General features: G+C 42.8%; 14 protein-coding genes. 6 read left to right on the top strand and 8 right to left on the bottom strand.

Going from position 1 to position 18,307, the window contains the following annotated elements:
* Nucleotides 1–38 precede the first annotated feature (38 nt).
* The 3 genes from RTS10_RS05305 to RTS10_RS05295 are packed head-to-tail and all read left to right on the top strand — an operon-like array spanning nucleotide 39 to nucleotide 3,673.
* Nucleotides 39–1,055, top strand: coding sequence for a DUF58 domain-containing protein (locus RTS10_RS05305; RefSeq protein ID WP_312539518.1), 1,017 nt, complete (start codon nucleotides 39–41; stop codon nucleotides 1,053–1,055).
* Nucleotides 1,025–3,118 (top strand): transglutaminase TgpA family protein, encoded by a 2,094-nt coding sequence (locus RTS10_RS05300; RefSeq protein ID WP_312539517.1) that lies wholly within the window; start codon nucleotides 1,025–1,027, stop codon nucleotides 3,116–3,118. Before RTS10_RS05305 ends, RTS10_RS05300 begins: the two co-directional genes overlap by 31 nt.
* A 33-nt stretch (nucleotides 3,119–3,151) precedes the next feature.
* The gene (locus tag RTS10_RS05295) at nucleotides 3,152–3,673 is read left to right on the top strand and encodes an SIMPL domain-containing protein (RefSeq protein ID WP_312539564.1); all 522 of its coding nucleotides are present in this window, start codon (nucleotides 3,152–3,154) and stop codon (nucleotides 3,671–3,673) included.
* 22 nt (nucleotides 3,674–3,695) lie between these two features.
* Here RTS10_RS05295 and RTS10_RS05290 read toward each other — a convergent pair whose 3' ends face one another.
* The 3 genes from RTS10_RS05290 to metH form a co-directional block, all read right to left on the bottom strand.
* On the bottom strand, nucleotides 3,696–4,349 hold the full coding sequence (locus tag RTS10_RS05290; RefSeq protein WP_312539516.1) for an STM2766 family helicase-associated protein: 654 nt from the start codon (nucleotides 4,347–4,349) through the stop codon (nucleotides 3,696–3,698).
* Nucleotides 4,346–6,397, bottom strand: coding sequence for an STM2767 family DEAD/DEAH box helicase (locus RTS10_RS05285; protein WP_312539515.1), 2,052 nt, complete (start codon nucleotides 6,395–6,397; stop codon nucleotides 4,346–4,348). Before RTS10_RS05285 ends, RTS10_RS05290 begins: the two co-directional genes overlap by 4 nt.
* 136 nt (nucleotides 6,398–6,533) lie before the next feature.
* Nucleotides 6,534–10,301: a methionine synthase gene (metH, locus tag RTS10_RS05280; protein ID WP_312539514.1), complete on the bottom strand. Its 3,768-nt coding sequence runs from the start codon at nucleotides 10,299–10,301 to the stop codon at nucleotides 6,534–6,536.
* 275 nt (nucleotides 10,302–10,576) lie between these two features.
* Between metH and RTS10_RS05275 the strand changes: the two genes are divergently transcribed.
* Entirely contained in the window at nucleotides 10,577–11,818 is a 1,242-nt protein-coding gene (locus tag RTS10_RS05275) for an NnrS family protein (RefSeq protein ID WP_312536180.1), read from the top strand.
* A gap of 1 nt (nucleotide 11,819) precedes the next feature.
* Here the strand turns inward: RTS10_RS05275 and RTS10_RS05270 are convergent, their stop codons facing one another.
* Entirely contained in the window at nucleotides 11,820–12,164 is a 345-nt protein-coding gene (locus tag RTS10_RS05270; protein ID WP_312539513.1) for a hypothetical protein, read from the bottom strand.
* A 114-nt stretch (nucleotides 12,165–12,278) separates the two neighbouring features.
* On the opposite strand from RTS10_RS05270, the gene RTS10_RS05265 reads away from it, so the two are divergent.
* Entirely contained in the window at nucleotides 12,279–13,658 is a 1,380-nt protein-coding gene (locus tag RTS10_RS05265) for an IS256 family transposase (protein WP_312539512.1), read from the top strand.
* 268 nt (nucleotides 13,659–13,926) lie between these two features.
* Nucleotides 13,927–14,940, top strand: coding sequence for a polyphosphate kinase 2 (gene ppk2, locus RTS10_RS05260; RefSeq protein WP_312539511.1), 1,014 nt, complete (start codon nucleotides 13,927–13,929; stop codon nucleotides 14,938–14,940).
* A gap of 93 nt (nucleotides 14,941–15,033) precedes the next feature.
* Here the strand turns inward: ppk2 and RTS10_RS05255 are convergent, their stop codons facing one another.
* From RTS10_RS05255 to RTS10_RS05240, 4 genes are all read right to left on the bottom strand, one after another.
* Nucleotides 15,034–16,476, bottom strand: coding sequence for an ATP-binding protein (locus RTS10_RS05255; protein WP_312385310.1), 1,443 nt, complete (start codon nucleotides 16,474–16,476; stop codon nucleotides 15,034–15,036).
* 34 nt (nucleotides 16,477–16,510) lie between these two features.
* Nucleotides 16,511–17,188: a response regulator gene (locus RTS10_RS05250; RefSeq protein ID WP_138018489.1), complete on the bottom strand. Its 678-nt coding sequence runs from the start codon at nucleotides 17,186–17,188 to the stop codon at nucleotides 16,511–16,513.
* A 43-nt stretch (nucleotides 17,189–17,231) separates the two neighbouring features.
* The gene (locus RTS10_RS05245; RefSeq protein ID WP_312523397.1) at nucleotides 17,232–17,771 is read right to left on the bottom strand and encodes a cytochrome b/b6 domain-containing protein; all 540 of its coding nucleotides are present in this window, start codon (nucleotides 17,769–17,771) and stop codon (nucleotides 17,232–17,234) included.
* A gap of 112 nt (nucleotides 17,772–17,883) precedes the next feature.
* A complete protein-coding gene (locus RTS10_RS05240; protein WP_007117114.1) occupies nucleotides 17,884–18,159 on the bottom strand; it encodes a PepSY domain-containing protein in 276 nt (91 codons plus the stop codon).
* Nucleotides 18,160–18,307: the final 148 nt, after the last annotated feature.

The raw sequence follows: 18,307 nt of genomic DNA, 5'->3' as shown, positions 1-18,307 counted from the left end.
CAATTATAAATTATCCCAATTAAGAGCCCGCGCCTATCATGTTTGCCATTCGCCAGCGACTTGAAAACTACTTGCAAACATGGTTTAAGCGTCGGGCGCCGGTCAGCCGCGACATCACCCTCAATCTGCGCAACGTATATATTTTTTTGAGTAAAGAAGGATTGCTGTACGCTTTTTTACTCATCATTCTCTTTGTCGCAGGGATTAATTATGCCAATAATTTGGTGTTGGGTTTGTGCTTTTTGTTAGGTAGTCTACTCGTGGTGACTATCCATTATACCTTTGCGCACTTGGCAGGGTTACAAATCAAACTGGTGGATATCAGTGACACGCAAGTGGGTGGCAAAGTGCAAGTGCGACTGCAAATTAGTAGTGAGTCAAGTCAGCCGCATCGGCAAGTTCGGTTAAGTTTTACCAACAACGCCTTTGATTTTAAACAGCCGATACACCGCAAACCCAATGCACAGTCCGCACCAAATGATTGGCTATTGGTCAGTCAAATACAAGCGCCGCAACAGGTCAGCTTATGGTTAGCAGCCGACAAACGCGGCAAATTTGTGTTACCGAGGCTCACAGTGAGTACCCTATATCCCTTAGGGATTTTGCAAGCTTGGTCGTATGTGTTTTTTGAAGGACACGCGTGGATATATCCTGCACCACTGAGCTATGAGATGAAAGCCAGTCAGTTTGTGCCATCTGATGACGAGCAAACTGCTGCCTTACACACCCAAGCAGGGCAGGAAGATTTTGACCAGCTGGATAACTATGTCCCAGGGGAATCATTGGCGCGTATTTCGTGGGCGCATGTCGCGCGCGGGCAAGGACTTATGTCAAAACGTTTTGTGGAGAGTGTGGGGCAGCAGCAATTGCTGGATTACTATCAGATGCCTGCGGTGACGCATGAGGAAAAACTCAGCCAGCTGCGCTACGGGGTGGATAGTTTGACCCAGAGCCAAATCGCTTTTCAATTGCGACTGCCGGATGGTGAAGGCGCAATAGGTGAAGGACAAGCATTTCGTCAGCAATGTTTGCTAAGATTGGCAAAAACGCCATGAATCGCCCTAGCCCAAATCGCGCCAGCTTAACCTTGTCTGCGCGCCTAAACCAAATCTCAGCGTATCAGTGGCTATTGCTGTCTCAACTGTTGATTGTGGCTTTTCACGTCAAAAACTTACCCATTTGGCTATCGGTGTATGCCTTTTTTATTATCCTCTTTCAATTGCAGCCCCTGCGACGTTGGTTGCCCAATGCTTTGTATCGTCCGCGCTCATTACAGTTGATACAGTACACAGGATTCATTGCAAGCTTGGTGGGGCTGTATTTGACCTATCGTACTGCCTTTGGATTGGATGTCGGTATCGCGTTTTTGCTATTGTGTGCCGTCAGTAAGCTACTAGAATTGCATACCAGGCGTGATGGCTATGTGGTGCTCAGTTTATCGCTATTTGTGCTTGCTGGGCTGTTTTTAATCAACCAAGATTTGATGACAACGCTACAAGTAGCGATTGGCACGATGGTCGTGCTGTTTGCCATGATTGCGCAAAATGATGATGGTACGGGACGCTACCGCACGCTTGGCTTATTGGTCGGTCAAGCCATTCCTTTGACCATTATTCTGTTTTTATTTTTCCCCCGATTGCCGCCATTATGGTCGGTGCATTTGAGCGGCGCGCAAGCAAAGACGGGCATGTCAGATAGTATGTCACCGGGCGATTTTGCCAACCTCAGCCAATCGACTGAATTGGCGTTTCGGGTAGAATTTTTAGGCAATCAGCCAAGCCAACAAAATTTATATTGGCGCGGTTTGGTATTTTCTGATTTTGATGGTACCACTTGGCGAGCCAATCCTAACACCTCGCTTTGGACGCCCGATCAGCCGATTGCTGATTGGTTGTTGCCGACGTTGAAGCTGAGTAAACGCTTTACCTTAGCCGTTATCCCTGACTATCGGGTGATTTTGGAGCAGACGGGACAAAATTGGTTGTTTGGGCTTGATTATCCGATAATCAACCAAAAAGGCATTGGGCTGACGTCGGATTTTACCCTGCGGTATTGGGATACTGTCAATCAGCGTTTCACTTATCAAGTGCATTGGTTAGATGATGCACCTATCAATTTAGCCTTATCCACCCAGCAGCGTCAGGTCAATTTAGCATTGCCAGCAGGCGGTAATCCGCAAAGTCGCCAATTTGCCCAGCGACTCTATCACCAAGCAGGCGATGACCCGATTGCCTATACCAACGCCATCGCCCAGTGGATGCGTAGCCAGCAGTTTCGCTACACCTTATCACCCCCTACCTTGGGTAGTAATCGCATCGATGATTTTTTATTTGCTACCCGTGCAGGGTTTTGTGAGCATTATGCGTCAACTTTTACTTACCTCATGCGAGCGGCAGGTGTACCTGCTCGGGTGGTAGCCGGGTATCAAGGTGGGCAGTTAGGGCGTGATGGTAAAAGCTGGGAAGTGCGGCAAATGGATGCCCATGCATGGAGCGAGATTTGGGTGCAAGGGCGCGGCTGGGTGCGTGTAGATCCTACGGGCTTTGTCGCTCCCAATCGGGTCGAGCAAGGGATGCAAACGGTGACCCAAACGGCTGGGGCAAAAATGTTTGGTGAGGGCGTGGCAGGGCAAATTAGCTATCAGCAGTTTCAAATGCTGCAGCAAGCGCGCCGCTTGTTTGACCAAGCTAGCTACTATTGGCAACGCGATGTGGTCGGCTATGACCAAGACCGCCAGCGGTCATCGCTGTTTAAATGGCTCAATATCCAATCTGTCTATCAGCAAGTGATGGTGATGTTTGTCACCCTTGTGAGCGTCCTTGCGCTATTGGGATTGTGGCTGTGGTGGCGTCGCCGCCGGGTGTGGGATAGACATGATTGGATTATGGTGCAGTTATCCAATCGCTTGGCAAAAAAAGACAAAACGCTCGCAAGGCAGGATAGTGAAGGGGTGCTGGCTTGGCTTACTCGACTTGAGCCAAAAGTCACCGATAAGGCAGCCCTTAAAGCACTTGCCGCGCTATATCGACAAATCCGCTATCAGCAGCCTACGGATAACAAACAACCCATACGGCAATTAGACAATTTGGCAAAAACCATCGCGCTAAAAAAACATTAATATTCAATATTTGTTTGCTATACTCTATAGGATATAAATAAAGCGCTGCAGCAATTTGTGGCAAGCAAAGGCTTTAGCATATCTAGTCAAAATGTCACGCCTATCAGCGTTGAGCCGTATAATGAGGACTATGTGGATGAGCAGGGACAAACCCGCACCCGCCAAAATGGCTATAAAGCTACGCAAACGCTGTCAATTAGCAGTCAAGAACTCAATAAAATCACCAATATGCTCGCTCAAGTGCAAAATTATCGTATCAGCCATGAATCAGTGACGTTTGAAAAGCCACAATATCTGCTCAATGACCTTGAGAAAATCAAGCATGATTTGATTGCCAAAGCCACCGATGATGCCAACAAACGCGCCGAAGAATTTGCCAAAACCGGTCATGCCAAAGTCGGGGTGATGCGCTCAGCGTCGCAAGGGTCATTTAATATTTTGGATGCGCATAACCCTGACAGCGATGACTCAGATTATGGTGGGACGTATGATAAAGATGGTGTGGATAAATTGGTGCGGCTCGTTGTCACTATTGATTATGCGATTGAGCAGTGAAATTTTTTCTTTCAGACAAGACTTATAAATTAATATATAGCTGATCAGTATTAGGGTTAAATATATCTGTAAACTTATCCAAAGATAAATTTTTATTTAGTCCAAATTTATAGGTAGCATGATTACAATAAGATAAATCAAAATGAAATAATGGATGGATTTTTCCATTAGCATTTTTCGCATCTTCATCAAATCTAATATACCCGAAATCATAAGTCATTAAGTTAATAAATTTGTTCCAAATATCTTCTGTACTCCATGTTAAATCTGGATAGTCTTCAAATATCTCTTCAATATTTGAATATACCTCTAAAGGATCAGTTAAGTTACAAATATTTTGGCTATTAAAAATACGTTTTAGTAAAGAAAGTTCTTGGTTGCTAATCTTACCAATTTTTTTATCAGATACCTCAAACCCATTCTCTAATAATGTAATTTTGAAAGGTAGGCAGATAGAGAAAATTTTATTAGGTTCTTGAAATATTATTCTGAACCCCTCATTTTTTATAATTGCAATCTTATGTATACTCGAATTGTTCAAATCATCGTGACAATGGTAATTAAGAATATAATCAATAAAATTTAATATTAAATTCACATTATCAATACTACTTCTTATAGTGAAGCTTAAAAGTTGTTCATAATAATTTTCACTAACATTAATTATAATTTTCATGTTTTAAGTGTTTTAGCAAAACTATTGTAAACATCTCTTATTTCATCTTTAGTTATTCCAGGATTATCGCTGACCTTACTTTTTAAAAGAGTTGCAATAGATGTTAAAGTTTCAGGTTTAAGATCAGATGTATTAATTAGTTCCTGTATAAATTCATCGTTAGACATTTCTTTGAAGTTATTCTCTAAATGCATTTTTATTCTTTGTTGATGTTCTTTAGAGGGAATAGGACATAGTATCTCATTATTTTTATTTATATATTCTAAACCAGCTTTTAAATCAACAATCCTATTCTCATTTGAATCAAACGTTATTAAATAGGATTCTAGGAAAGAACGAGTTAAAGACATATAGAGACTATTTCTCAAAAAGTAACTGTTAGAAATCTCATTAGCTATACATATTACAAATGGAAATTCTAATCCTTTGATATTATTAGTATTAGTTATAAATACTTGATTTGGTATCTTTTGCTTTGACTCATAACCAATATTGCATTTCCAACCTGAAAAATTTTCGGGAATGATTCTCTCTAAAAATTTAGCAATATTATATAAATTAGCACTATTAGTCTTATCTGTGACAATAATAATTGCTAAGTCTTCAGGAGAAAATGTAGGATATTTATCAATAAGATTATTAATAATCTTTATCACATTTTTACCATCAAAAATTCCATTATCGCTAGGATCTATAATTTTAACTCCTAATTGATTATCTTCTATATCTTCAAATCTTCTGACAGGTTCTCTATACAATTTATATTCATCCCCTAAATCATTTACATGGTATCCACACTGCTCCCATTGGGATTTTTCTAACCACCTTAATTGTCTATCTTGTTCAAATAAATTCATTCCAAGAGCATGGCTAAACATCAGAGTTTTTGGGTCTGTTCTATAACATTTATTTAATAAGAAATCAGCTTCTACAAAATCTTTTTCTGGGTCATCAAAAATACTTTGAAAGATATCGCCCGCAACGAAAATTTTTCTTGCACTAACCATCTGACATAATTGAAAAAAACTTTCAGGGAAATCTTGACTTTCATCAATTATTATATAATCAAAAGCTTTTAATAAACTGTTCTTTTCTTTAATTTCCTTTATTGCTCTTTTACACACTTCATCAAAAGTTGTGTTTCTTGAATAGGTTTCAAAAGGTATATCATAAAAATCAGAAATATATCTTAATGCACCAGAATTTTTATCACTTCTCGAACCCCATGCATTCACGCACCATAATCTCTCATTCCATAAAATCTGTTGTTCAACTCTCATGAAATCAAAAAATTTAGGGATTCTGTCTCGTAAGCTTTCTGCAAGAATTTTATTATGACAAGTAAATAGAATCTTTGGTTTTTCTTTTCTTTCATCAGAATAAATTTCTTTAAGTTTATGAAGTAGTAATTCAGTCTTGCCTGTTCCCGATAATCCTTGGATTCTCACTAGAGATTTATCTATTTTTTTATGAATAAATCTCGTTTGATCTCCATCAAATAAAACTATTTTTTTCTTTATGGCTTCTAGAATATCAAGGGGTTCATTAATCGAAACCATACTAATATCATTAATACTGCCAATAACTAAAGATATCAAAAGATTAGTATTTCTTTTAGCCTCATAATTTACTAATAATTTAGTATCGAATAGTTCAGATAGATCTAATTCATCAGTTAAAATAATACTTTCAACTAAGTCCTCTTTCCATTTTTTTGCTCTACCTATTAACTCAAGATGCTTATACTTCTTCGTCAAATACCCAATATCATCAATAAAATTATCAACAAATTCTTCAAAATATTCATCATCTGTGTGCGGAGATTTTACAAAAATTAGTTTATGGTCAGGCATAAGGATTAAACCTAATCCAGTCTTAGGACAATCTTCGGTATCCTCTTCTACTAAAGGACTATTAAGAAAATATATTAACTTTTTAGATTTTTGTGCAAAACTAGCTAATTTAAGATTCAAAGGATCTAATAAAGGGTCATTGCCTATATTCGTAAAATAATAAGAACATTCATTCTGATATATTATTGATTCCACTTTGATACCTACTTTCTCTAAATTTTTTTAAAATCTATAATTTAAATGTGAAAAGCCTAAATTTTATAATATAGATAATTAGGCTTTATTTGTATACACTTAGTAGTAACTACACGAAAATTTGTGTCGTATGATGTTATAAGTTCGGATTTAGCCACTTTTCTGCGGTAGCTTTATCCCAACCCTTACGTCTAGCATAATCTTCAAGCTGGTCTTGACTGATTTTACCGACATTAAAATAATCACTCTCTGGGTGCGAGTAGTAAAATCCACTCACACTAGACGCAGGGTACATGGCATAGCTTTCCGTCAAATACGTCCCAATGGCGTTGGTGGTGTCCAGCCAGTCAAACAGCTTGCCTTTTTCGGTGTGGTCAGGGCAGGCAGGATAACCCGGCGCAGGGCGAATACCCACATATTTTTCTTTAATCAGCTCTTCATTGGTCAAGTGCTCGGCGGCTTGGTAGCCCCAATACTGTTTACGAATCAACTCATGCAAATGCTCGGCAAATGCCTCAGCAAAGCGGTCGCAAAGCGCCTGTACCATGATGGCACTATAATCATCGCCTTTGGCTTTATAGTCATTGGCAAGTGCTTCTGCGCCAAACAATGACACGGTAAAACCACCGAGATAATCGGTTTTTTCAGGACTGATAAAATCCGCTAGGCTGTAATTAGGTTTACCACTGGCTTTATCAGACTGCTGGCGTAAATGCTCAAAGGTATGCGTGACATTGCCTTGCTCATCGAGTACCTGCACCGTGTCTGAGCTTGGGCGTTGGGCAGGGCTTAGTTTAAACACCGCTTTAGCTGTGACCAATTTTTCCTTGATTAATTTATCAATCATGGCTTGGGCATTGGCAAATAAGTCTTTGGCTTCTTCCCCGACGATGCTATCATCAAAGATTTTGGGATATTTGCCGACCAATCCCCAAGAGATAAAGAAAGGCGTCCAGTCGATATAAGGCAATAAATTTTGTAACGGATAATCGTCCAAAATGACTTGTCCTAATTGGTTGGGCTTAGGCGGCGTGTAGTTTGCCCAGTCGTATTGGAAACCTTGTTCAATCGATTCCGCATACGACAGCTTTGCCGCTTTGGGTTGGCGATTGGCAAGACGTTCACGGACTTCGCCATACTCTTGACGCAGCTCATTGATAAAATCGACGCGTTTTTCTTTGGATAGTAAAGTCGTCGCTACGCCCACTGCGCGGCTGGCATCGGCAACATAGACAACCGCATCGTTTTGATAGTTGGGCTCGATTTTTACCGCGGTATGGGCTTTTGACGTCGTCGCACCGCCAATCAGTAGGGGTAGATTAAAGCCTTGCTCCTGCATTTGTTTGGCGACATATACCATTTCATCAAGGCTTGGGGTAATCAAGCCTGACAAGCCGATGATATCGACGTTTTCATCTTTGGCGACTTGTAGGATTTTTTCACAAGGCACCATCACGCCTAAGTCGATGATGTCATAGCCATTACAGCCGAGCACCACGCCGACGATGTTTTTGCCGATGTCATGCACGTCGCCTTTCACCGTTGCCATGAGCACTTTGCCTTTGGTTTCGCCTGCAATTTTTTCTTTTTCGATATACGGATTAAGCCATGCCACCGCTTGCTTCATCACACGGGCGGATTTTACCACTTGCGGTAGGAACATTTTGCCTGCCCCAAACAAGTCACCGACCACATTCATACCGTCCATCAAAGGTCCTTCGATAACGTCTAAGGGACGCGGGAATTTTAGCCTCGCTTCTTCGGTGTCTTCGTTGATATAGGTGGTTATCCCTTTGACTAGCGCGTGCTCAATGCGTTTTTCGACGGGCAATTCACGCCATGATAAATCGACGGTGCTGTCTTTTTTCTTACCGCTTAAATAGTTTTCTGCCACTTGCATCAAGTGGTCGGTAGCGTCTTGACCTGACTCGCCTTGGTTACGGTTCAAAATCACGTCTTCAATGGCGTTTCTAACGTCTGGGTTGATATCGTCATACAACTCTAGCATGGCGGGGTTGACAATCCCCATGGTCATGCCGTTTTTGATAGCATGGTACAAGAACACGGCGTGAATGGCTTCTCGAATGGGATTGCCACGAAATGAGAACGACACATTCGACACACCGCCTGAGACCATGGCGTTGGGCAAATTGTCGGTAATCCATCGGGTGGCATTAATAAAGTCTAAGCCGTAATTGTTATGCTCTTCAATCCCCGTGGCGACGGCAAAAATATTGGGGTCAAAGATGATGTCTTCACTCGGAAAACCGACTTCATCAACCAAAATATCGTATGAGCGTTTGCAGATTTGGATTTTACGCTCAAAGCTGTCCGCCTGTCCATCTTCATCAAACGCCATGACGATAATTGCCGCCCCATAACGCTGACATAGCTTGGCTTTTTGCACAAACTCTGTCTTGCCTTCTTTTAACGAGATCGAATTGACCACAGATTTGCCTTGTGTGCATTTAAGACCGGCTTCGATGATGTCCCATTTTGACGAGTCAATCATCAGCGGTACACGGCTGATATCTGGCTCACTGGCAACCAAATTAACAAAGTGAATCATCGCCGCCTTGCTATCTAGCATGGCTTCATCCATGTTGATATCAACGATTTGGGCGCCGCCTTCGACTTGGTCACGAGCCACTTCCAGCGCTTCGGTGTATTCTTCGTTTTTGATGAGACGCAAAAACTTCTTTGAGCCTGTGACATTGGTACGTTCACCGACATTGACAAACAGGCTATCACGGGTGATGTTGAAGGCTTCGAGTCCCGACAATCGGCAAGCTGGCTTGTAGTCTGGCAGTTGGCGTGGGGCAAAGGGTGACGTCATCTCGACAATTTTGGCGATATGTTTGGGGGTAGTACCGCAGCAGCCGCCCACGATATTGACCAAGCCAGATTTGGCATAGTCGGCAACCATGGTGGCAGTTTGCTCAGGGGTTTCGTCATATTCGCCAAACTCGTTGGGCAAGCCTGCATTGGGGTGAGCGGACACGAAAGTTTCGCACACATCCGACAAGGTTTTGATATGCGGCTTTAATGCATCTGCGCCCAGCGCACAGTTAAACCCAATCGAAATCGGCTTGGCGTGGCGGATTGAGTTATAAAACGCCTCGGCAGTTTGCCCCGACAGCGTACGTCCCGACGCATCGGTAATGGTGCCCGAAATCATAATCGGCAATTCAAACCCAATGGCCTCAAACACGCCCGTCACCGCAAAAATCGCTGCTTTGGCGTTTAGGGTATCGAACACGGTTTCTATCAAGATGATATCGGCACCGCCTTCAATCAAAGCGTAAGTCGCCTCGGTATAGTTATCAACCAGTTCATCGAAGGTGACGTTACGAAAGGCGGGGTCATTGACATCGGGTGAAATCGAGCAAGTGCGAGAGGTGGGACCAATCACGCCTGCCACAAACCGAGGTTTTTCTGGGTTTATCGCAGTGACTTCATCACACACTTGACGGGCGAGGGCGGCGGCGGATTTGTTAATCTCATAAACGAGATTTTCCATGCCGTAGTCTGCCATCGAAATTTGCGTGCCATTAAAACTGTTGGTTTCAATGATATCTGCGCCTGCCTCAAGATACGAGCGGTGAATATCACGGATGATATGCGGCTGGGTCAGTACCAATAAGTCATTGTTGCCTTTGACGTCACGTCCAAAATTGGCAAATCGCTCACCACGGTAGTCTGCCTCGATGAGTTTATAGTTTTGGATTTCTGTCCCCATCGCCCCGTCAAGGAACAAAATCCGCTGTTTTAACAGGTCAGCTAAACGCGCTTTATTGGTCGCTTGTATGGCTTTGAACGGAAAGCTGGCAGGGGGTGTAAGTTGAAAATTGGTTGGGTCGTGGGGTTTGTGACTGGTAGGTGCGTTACTGGTGCTGATACTCATCGAAAGGCTTGTCCTGATTCAAATTGTCATAGGTATCTGTTAATAAGTCGATTATAACATTTTGTCGCCGCTCAATCGTTAGATTTGTGGAATAACCTGTTGAATGAAAATTTTAGCTAAAACCTAATTTGTGTATAAAAGCATGAGGCAGAGAGAATGAAAATAGCGTTAATCTTTAATATGTAGATTAACGGCTATTCTCATATACACTTTGCTATAATATATATTTTAAATACATGTTAAAACGATGGTTGCCCTAATAAGTGAGCATAGCCATGCAACAAATCAGATTACCTAACAAACCCCCTTATTCTCCCCATCCTGTACTCAATTTAGGCTTTCGCATTTTCTTTTTAGGTGCAGCAGTGTTTGCGATTTTGACGATGCTGAAATGGGCATACATAACGTTTGCCACGCGGTTTGAGTTTGATGGTACGAATCAGATGATGCCGTTTTACTGGCATGGTCATGAGATGTTGTATGGTTACGCACTGGCAGTGATTGCAGGGTTTTTGTTGACCGCCGTGAAAGCTTGGACTCAGCAGTCTATGCCTTACGGTTATAAGTTGTTGGTAATTTTTGTACCTTGGGCGTTGGCTCGAGTGTTATTTTTGGCCAACGGCATCAATATCAACACCGGCACGCTGATAGCGGCTGCGAGTGATATCATATTTTGGTTATTAACCGCCTCTTTTGTTATCTTACCGATTTATCGCGTTCGGCAAAAACGCCAAATCGGTATCGTGGCTAAGTTGCTTTTATTATTCATCGGACAGGTTTGGTTTTATGTTGCGCTATTTACCCAAAACAATAATGGCATGCATATGAGCCTGTTATTTGGGTTGTATTTGATTGTTGGCGTGGTGCTTACCATCGGTAGACGCGTGATGCCAATGTTTATTGAACATGGGATAGCTACGGGTGGGGAAGTACGACAGAAAGTTAAAAATTCTGATTTGCTGGATCGGCTCAGTCTGTTAGGATTTTTTGCCTTTATGCTGAGTGATGTGTTTCTAACGGGCTATCGTTGGGCAGTGTGTGCCAGCGGTACGGCAGCGCTAGTCATTGCGATCAGCAATTTAATACGACTTAAAAACTGGTATTTGCCAGAAATTTGGTCAAAACCACTACTGTGGTCACTTTGGCTAAGCTTTTTTGGTATGGTGATTGGGTTTTTCCTATTTGTATTAGTCCCTTTTGGTATCATCAATCACAGCTTAGCGATGCATGCCGTTGTGATATCAGGTATTGGGCTAATGACACTGGCAATGATGTCGCGGGTATCTTTGGGTCATACCGGACGTAATATCCATCAGCCGCCCAAAACCGTTACTGTCATTTTTATTAGCATGACGATGGCTTGGTTGGCGAGGGCGGTATTGGGTTGGATACTGCCTGATTATTACTTTGCTACGCTGGCAATGGCTCAAGCGTTTTGGATTGTCGCCTTCTTGGTATTTGTAGCGAGTTATGCGCCTATCTTAACTTTGCCAAGAACAGATAAATTATTTGGTTAGTTTATTTAACGGTAAACTGCTCATCAGCTATGGCAACTTTGGGTGGCTCGATATAAGGTAACACAGCGCCACGGCAACTTTCTCTACTATTTTTAGTCGCAGCAAGCAGCTTTAAGCGCGCCAAATACTGGGCTTTTAACGCATTAAAGCTTTGTTTATCCACACCCGATGTATTTAAGGCGGTTAATTCAGCCGTAGCTACCCAGCGGTCAACAGTATTATAGTGCTCGCGAGAATGGCGCCAACCAAACTCACAAAATTCTGCTTCTGCCCAAATAAGTTTGACTTCACTATCGGCTACTGTTTTGACGAGCGGGGTAAACGCAGGCGTTTGTTTAATGGTCAACAGACTTGCCCAAAGATCGGGACGCTGTAAACCTGATGTAGGCGGAATGTCGAGACTGTAAAATATTTTGTGTAAACCCAATTTTAACACAAGGATTTACACAGGAACATTTACATGAAAGAATCAACAGAAGTTTTACTTGACGAACTATTAAAAGATTATCAAACACCAGAACAAATATTAGGTGAAAACGGTATCTTAAAACAACTCACCAAACGACTTGCTGAACGAGCCTTACAAGCCGAAATGACCCATCATCTTGGCTATGCCAAACATGACTATCAAGGCAAAGCTCAGAAAGATACCCTTGACGACTTCATCAATCATGAACCCAATAATGATTTGCTAGAGGGCGAACCACGATCAGATGAAGACGAAAATACCCAGCCTAGCACCATAAGCGAAGAAACCGCAATGCTTGCGGGCAAACCCGCTCGTAAAAAAGGCAATGCCCGTAACGGCACCACTAAAAAAACCGTCCGTACCGACTTTGGTCACATTGAACTTGATGTTCCCAGAGACCGTGAAGGCAGTTTCGACCCACAGTTTGTTAAAAAACATGAACGCACGTTAAACGGCTTTGATGACAAGGTTATCTCCCTGTATTCTCGCGGCATGAGCACCCGTGACATACAAGCGCATTTAAAAGAAATCTATGGCGTTGACGTTTCCTCCACCTTTATTTCAACGGTCACCGATAGCGTGCTTGATGAAGTCAAGCAATGGCAACAACGTCCATTAGAATCAGTCTATCCTGTCGTCTATCTTGATGGATTGGTGGTGAAAAACCGAGAAGAAGGCATTGCCCATAATAAATGTGTTTATCTGGCTTTAGGCATTAATACCGAAGGACGTAAGGAATTACTCGGTCTTTGGATTGCCAAGAATGAGGGCGCTAAATTCTGGGTTTCAGTGATGAACGAATTAAAAAACCGTGGAGTGAATGATATTTTTATCGCTTGCCTTGCGAAGCAGTGCTTCTCAGGGCTAAAAGGCTTTCCTGAAGCGATTGAAACGGTATTTCCTAAAACCAAGGTTCAACTGTGTATTGTGCATCAAGTCAGAAACTCGCTTAAATACGTCAGTTATAAGCAAAGAAAGGAAATCGCCACAGATTTAAAAACCATCTATGGGGCTGATACCCTTGCTGAGGCGGAAGATAACCTTTTAGCATTTGCCGAAAAATGGGATGGCGAACATCCACAGATTTCCAAGTCATGGCAGGAGAACTGGGGTCGCTTAACCACGTTCTTTGATTATCCAAAAGATATTAGACGAGTAATTTATACCACCAATACCATTGAATCATTGAATGCCAGCTTAAGAAAAGTCACAAGTACCAAAAAGACTTTCCCGAATGATGATGCGGTGTTTAAGGCAATTTATATGGCGCTGATCAATACGATGCAAAAATGGACGATGCCGATTCAAAATTGGAAACCTGCTATGCGTCAGTTTGTGATGTTATATGGACATCGGGTGGAGGGGTATTAATATAGAATATTTGTTTACTAGTTAGTATGATGCTATTTTAGGCTGCCTTTAAAGGTTTACACAAAAAAATTTGCAATCTCTCTTAAAGATAAGTAAGGATTGGTATAATTTTAACGACAATTAAATTGAAATAAAACCTAAAACAGCAAACATATGTCAGAACGTTGTTTTTTTCCGATAAGCTGATGTTTTTAACCTTTTGTATCATCATACCTTCATAATTTTGTCATATTATCAGCATTTTTAATGCTCATTAGAGAACGTCAATATGCCAAATAATCAGCCCACTGCACATAGCAACCTCACTATCAGCGATCATATTACCGATATGCTTGATGACTTACCCCAATCACATTTTTTAAATGATGAAACCCTCAAAAATAATGACAAACTGCGCCAACAAATGCATGAAGACTTGATTGACAGCTATGATGAAGAGATTGAGTCCGAAATGGACGACTACATCCAAGATTTACGGTATGACGGGCAGCCGTTAACCGACAGCCAAAAAATCGCTCGCCATATTTATTTTAATGAATTGATTCGTCTGCAAAAAGAACTCATTAAATTGCAAGATTGGGTAGTAGCAACCGGTGAGCGCATCGTTGTCATCTTTGAAGGTCGCGATTCAGCAGGTAAAGGCGGTGCTATCAAACGTATCACCCAACGGCTCAATCCGCGCGTCTGCCGTGTAGCCGCACTGCCTGCACCCAATGACCGAGAAAAAACCCAATGGTATTTCCAGCGCTATGTCGCGCACCTGCCGGCGGCGGGGGAGATTGTGCTATTTGACCGCAGTTGGTACAACCGTGCTGGGGTTGAGCGAGTGATGGGGTTTTGTACTGACGCGCAATACGAAGAGTTTTTTGAGTCAGTGCCAGAATTTGAGCGTATGTTGGTGCGCTCAGGGATTCGCTTAATCAAATATTGGTTTTCTATTTCAGATGACGAGCAAGAGTCACGCTTTATGAGCCGTATTTATGACCCGCTCAAACAGTGGAAACTCTCACCGATGGATTTAGAATCGCGTCGCCGCTGGGAAGATTATACCAAAGCCAAGGAAGTGATGTTTGAACGCACCCATATTCCTGAAGCCCGCTGGTGGGTAGTCGAGGGTGATGATAAGAAAAAAGCGCGGCTAAACTGCATCAACCATCTGCTCTCACAAATTCCCTACCAAGAAATACAACGGGATGAAGTGGTATTGCCAGAGCGTGAGCATCACGATAACTACCAGCGTGAGCCTATCGCTGAAGATATGTATGTGCCCAACGTGTACTAATTTTTTTAGTTTACTCCCACAAAAAGGATACGCTATGTATCCTTTTTTAAATGCCCCCTGTTGTTGGTAAAGTAAGCTTCAGCAGTGGGCAAGTCAGCGCTTAAAGAGACTGACTTGAAAACCGCAAATCTGCCCATCGTGTTCTAGGTTCTGTAGGGTAATTTGCAAACCATGCAGCTCAGCGATACGGCGCACAATCGACAGACCCAAGCCACTACCAATCTCAGCTTGACCTGCGGGACGAAAAAACCGCTCTGATAGCCGAGCAAGGTCGATAGGTGCAACCCCATTGCCATTGTCGATGACTGAAATCACCTCGCTATCTAACACTAACCGAATCGTGGTATGGTCAGGGCTATAGCGAATGGCATTGTCCAATAGGTTACGCAGCAAAATGCCGATTAACGTGGCGTTACCTGTCAAAGGCAAAATAGCTTTGGCATCCACTAACACATCACGGCGTAATTGGCTGTTTTTTTCGCGGGCACGACGGTTGACTTCTGAGAGGATATCATTGGATAGGGCTATCCAATCAATCGGTGCAAAGGTCTGCGGGTCGAGCCCTTGCTGTGGCGCCAGTTTTGCCAAAATCAGCAATTGTTCGACCAGTCGATTGGCGCGCTCATTACTATGACTGATTTGTCGGCAGTGACTCAGGAGTGCATCGGTTTGACTATCGGTTAAATTGGCTTGCAAAATGGTTTGTTGTAGTACATCGGTCTGTAGTTTGATGGCAGTGAGCGGGCTGCGTAATTCATGAGAGGCATCTGCGGTAAAGCGTTTTTCACGCTCAAGGGTATCCGCGACTTTATCAAATAACTCATTAAGCGCGTTTAGCAAGGGTTGAATTTCTAATGGTGTATCGACCGATAATGGGGTTTTATCTTCAGGGCTGCGAGTGCTCAACAAGTCACTAATCCGTTTAAGTGGAACAAACCCTCGTCGCACTGACAGCCATGTCAGCATAATCAATAGCAGCACCCCAATCAGCGAGGGAACGAGTTGAATGGTTAATGATTTATAGATAATCTCTTGACGCGAATTAAGGTTTTGCCCGATAGCGATGAGATGGTTGGTGGCGTCATCATGCGCATAAAACAGGCGCCACGAGTGACTAAAGGGATTGAGCTCTTGATAGGCACTGTTGTTTTCCAAAAACCCATGTTGTTTGGGCAAAAATGTAAAATGCTGACCGTCTTTATCAGCCATCAGTAATTTACCGTTTTGATCCCAAATCGCAAAACCCATATAGTCTTCTTCGGCATCCCCTAAATCGCCTGATAGCAAGCCATTTTCAAGATTTAAAATTTTAGGCTCATTGGCAGGGTTGGTGAGATGAAGCTTAACGTCTTGAGAAATACCAATCAGATAGCGGGCTAATTGGGTGATTTGGGTGTCATTGATTTCGTTGATTTCGTGTGAAAGCCGCCATACCGATATGAGGGTAATTGATAGCCAAATAATCGGTAGTCCGATGAGCAGGGAATTGAGCAGCTGCCTTTGGATACTATAAGCTTTTTGGGTGGTAGGGGTCATAATGGTAACCGCTTAAAGAAGGATAGCGGGCGAATCATTCAGGGTGCTGCAAGGCAGGATTGAGATAATAGCCAATACCACGCCGAGTGAGGATAAAATCATTGCCGAGTTTTTTTCGCAGGTTATGAATATGTACCTCAATCGCATTGCTTTCAATATCTTGCTGCCAACCGTATAGCTTATCCTCAAGGCTGGCACGGCTATGCACCAAATTGGGATAGCTGATAAACTGCTCAAGGACAGTGATTTCTTTGGCAGTCAAATCCACCCATTTGCCTTGATAAAAAACTTGCTGCTGCTGTGGCAAATAGCTGACATCCCCATAACGGATTTCGGTTTGACTGCGCCCTTGGCTACGGCGAATCAAAGCCTGCAAACGGGCAACCACTTCATCTAAAGCAAAGGGTTTGACCAAATAATCGTCTGCGCCAGCATTGAGACCTGCCACGCGGTTGGCAATGGCATCACGCGCCGTAATAATCAAGACAGGCGTGTCAATCTTTTGCTGTCGCCAATTGGCTAAAATGGTCATCCCATCGCCACGTGGCAAGGTCAAATCCAATAACACGGCATCAAACACCCCTTCATGAATTGCCATTTCACCGAGTTTGGCATCAGCAAACCAATCCACCATCATGTTTTGTTGGCTCAAGCCTTTGACAATACCATCGGCAATGGTGGCATCATCTTCAATCAGTAAAATTCGGGTCATGAGGGTCTTCCGTGTGTTTTAGCTTAGTTTTTAGCGAAGGTATTTATTGAACAGTTTTTTCACCCGTTATCATCGATTTTACCAAGTTTTGCTGTTGTAGTCTGCCCATTATAATCGCGGCTGCCACATGTAAAGGGACTAGTACCCAAAGACTATTGGCTAAAAATTCGTGAATCGCTTGGATGCTATCTTCTCCCCAAAATTGGTCGGTGGTTTGCAGATAGCCTGTGACACCCAGCGCGATAATAACGCCCCACAGCGCAAACATCATCAGCGCACCCAACGGATTGTGACCCAGATGACCTTGAAACTTATGCTGCTTGATGTCGGTCATATGCTCGCGAATGCGGGTTGGGGTAGGGAAAAAATTGCTAAATCTGGCATATTGGCTACCCATCAATCCCCAAAGCAAACGAGATACTACGAGCGCCACGACGGCATAACCCATGTACTCATGCACATCACTACCACCTTCAGTGACGATAAGGTTGGCAAAAATACCCGCAGCGACTGCCCAGTGAGTGATACGCACCCAAATATCCCAGACTTTGACGGTTTGTGCAGATTGTGGTTGTGGTAACATTGCTATTTTCCATTGTCCAAAATATCAACACGGCTAAGTTAGCCGTGTCAAGGCATAACATTGGCAAACCTACCTCAAATTGCGTTGGTTGGACGGTTTGCTTAACCCATCATTAGTCGATTTCTGATTTAACGATTTTGCCATCTTTGGTGTCAAAGTACATTTCGACTTTTTTACCACCTTTGCTTTTGCCATACATCTCAAAGCAGTTGCCATCAGTTTTGAATTTTTTGATAGTAAAGCCATGTTTTTCTAACGCTTTTTGAAAATCGGCTTGCGGGATTTGTTCGTTTTTTGGGTGCGCTTGGCAGTTGGCTTCGGCAAATGCGCTGCTGGCTGATAACATAGCGAGTGCCAATAAGCCTGAGGTGATTAATGATTTTTTCATAATGCCATCCTAAGTTTTTGATAAATTTGTCAGGTCACGGGATAAGGTTGATACTGAGATATATCCGAGTGGCTAAGTGTATTAAAACAACCTAACCTTAACGAAAACTTAGCTGAAGATGGTGCAATAAAAATTAAAGCGAAAAATT

Source organism: Moraxella sp. CTOTU47616 (genome assembly GCF_032017465.1).
GTDB lineage: Bacteria > Pseudomonadota > Gammaproteobacteria > Pseudomonadales > Moraxellaceae > Faucicola > Faucicola tetraodonis.
Note: the sequence above shows the minus strand (reverse complement) of the source record. Positions and strands in the feature narration are given on the sequence as shown.